2 protein-coding genes are annotated in these 2,488 nt (G+C 34.7%); both read right to left on the bottom strand.

The window, feature by feature from the left end; genetic code table 11:
* Window positions 1-101 precede the first annotated feature (101 nt).
* Window positions 102-851: an IS21-like element helper ATPase IstB gene (gene istB / locus DFR78_RS11780; protein WP_114459018.1), complete on the bottom strand. Its 750-nt coding sequence runs from the start codon at window positions 849-851 to the stop codon at window positions 102-104.
* Window positions 844-2,355, bottom strand: coding sequence for an IS21 family transposase (istA, locus tag DFR78_RS11775; RefSeq protein ID WP_233487074.1), 1,512 nt, complete (start codon window positions 2,353-2,355; stop codon window positions 844-846). The genes istB and istA overlap by 8 nt, the downstream gene beginning before the upstream one ends.
* Window positions 2,356-2,488: the final 133 nt, after the last annotated feature.

Raw genomic sequence — 2,488 nt, 5'->3', positions numbered from 1 at the left:
TGCTTTTGTCAAGCGAAAAATGTACCACCCTACCAATCGAATTGTGTACCACCTAGTTCAAAAAAGAGAAGGAGAAGAAATTACTCCTTCTGTAGTTAAAATTACTGGGCTTTCTTTGTTTTCTTCTGCTGATCTAAGAGCCGATGACTAGATCCATTAAATAACATTATCTTGCTGTTATGAATCAGTCTATCAATAATTGCAGCAGTCATTCTTTCATCATGAAATACTTTAGCCCATTCAGCAAATTCAAGATTGCTGGTTAAAAATATAGATCCTTTTTCATATCGTTCTGAAAAGATTTGAAACATTAGTTGTGTCGCCTGATTTGATAATTCAACAAAGCCCAATTCATCAATTAATAATAAATCTAATTTACTGATCTTCTTTAAAAATTTGAGCAGCTGCTGTTCTTCCTGCATTTCAATCAGTTGATTACACAAACCAGCTGCAGTAAAGAATCCAACTGTTTTACCCTGTCTGCAGGCCTCAATACCTATTGAAATCAGCAAATGGGATTTGCCAGTACCTGGTGATCCTAGAAATATTATGTTGGTATTTTGATCAATAAATTTGCAGCTAAATAGTTCCATAACTTCAGTTTTGGATAAAAAGGGAGCTTCAGAAAAATTAAACTGTTCGATTGTCTTTAAATTAGGAAATTTAGCCTGTTTTAAAAGTCTATTAAATCTGTTGTTTTCTCGCATGATAACTTCATATTCAACAAGATTACTAAAAAATTGCTCATGATCCCAGCTTTTATCTCTGGCCTCTTTTAAGATATCATCATAGCATTCTACAATACCTGGCAGGCGGCAAAATTTAAGCTGTTCTCTTAATTTATCATCCATTTATCTCACCACCTTTTACCAGTAAAGAATCGTACTCGCTTAAGGGAAGATGAGTAGTGTGGATATGCTCAATATTAAGTTCTTTCAGGATATCATCTGCTAAATACTGTGTACCAGTGGTACACTGAGTTTGGTAACGCAGTACACTTAATACATCCTGATAGCTGTATCTGTTTTTCTGATCAAGTTCTTTTAAAATTCTAGCGATAGTTGGAACTGAATATTCTTCTGTCAGTCTCAAAATATCAATGAATTCTCTGGTTCCTTTAGATTTTGATCCTAAATGAGCCTGAATTAATCTATGATATTCAGTATATATTTCTGGCAAATTCCAATCCTGGATTACTTTTGCCTGTTCATAGGCTCTAGCTTTCTTTCTAATTACGCTCAAATAGTGATAAGGGTTAAGAACTTCTTTGTTTTTACCGAATAATCTATCATGTTCGGCAACCACTTTATCATTGTAGACCAGTCTGATTTCAAATGGATATAGTCTGGCCTGTAGTCTTTTACCAACATATTCAGTCGGTACAGAATAACGGTTGGTATCTATATGAACCAGCTGATAGCTGTTAACTTTAACATCTTTAAGACGGGCATACTCATAAATTTCTGTTAGAGGAAGAAAATCTTCTGCTAACAGCCTTTTCTCCCAGGTTTCACCGAGATGTTTTCTGGTCCTGAGTCTATGCTGACATTTTTTAAGCAGCTTCTGATTTGTATCTTCAAAACTGATAAATTCTGGTCTTGGTAAGAAGTAATTATTCTGGACATATTTTACTAAATTCTCAACTAATCCCTTTTCGTTACCCTTGCCAGGTCCACAAAACTCTGCTTCAAAAGAGTAAAATGATTGTATTTTAAGGAATTCCTGCTGCAGTATACGATCCTGTTCTTTAAGAACTGTTTTTACTGCTGGTTTAAGATTATCAAAAATAATCTTTTTGGGGATACCACCAAAAAATTTAAAGGCTGAACTAAGTCCATCAAAAAAGAATTCTGTCTGTTCTCTCGGATAGGTTTTAACAAATTCACCTTTGCCAGAGCATAATTTAGCACAGAAGGCATGCTTTTTGACTGGTACTCCATTTCGTTTAGAGTATACTTCACCAAAATCAACCTGCAGGGAGCCACTAATTGGGACCAGTTTCAGATAGGCTTCCTGCTGGTGTATATGAAGTTCTTCTTCCTCCTTTCTGCACTGATAGGTAAAGGAAGAATAAGTACCTGAATAGCCTTCTTCACAAAGCAATTCATACATCCTGAGTTTTGTTAGTTTTTGTCCTTTAGGAGCTTCATTGTTTTCTTTAACCATTACTTTTATTCGCTTTTTAAAATCACCATTTACTGGCTGAGGTCTGTCTGTACTTAACCTGTACTTTTGTTCTGGGTTTGCAATAGCTCTAGTTACAGTATCGCGATGTATTCCAAGTTCACTTGCAATAGCTCTTTTACTTTTCTTTTGATTAAAATATAGAAACCTAATATAATTATATTGTGCCATCTCTTTCACCTTTCTTACCTCCTGTTTATAATGATTATTGGATAAATCAATTATACAGGAGATGGTGTTGAGGTGGTACACTTTTCGATTAGCAGAACATTATTTTTGGTACACTTTTAGTTTAGCATATGCA

It is taken from the genome of Halanaerobium sp. MA284_MarDTE_T2 (genome assembly GCF_003337245.1).
GTDB lineage: Bacteria > Bacillota > Halanaerobiia > Halanaerobiales > Halanaerobiaceae > QPJE01.
Note: the sequence above shows the minus strand (reverse complement) of the source record. Positions and strands in the feature narration are given on the sequence as shown.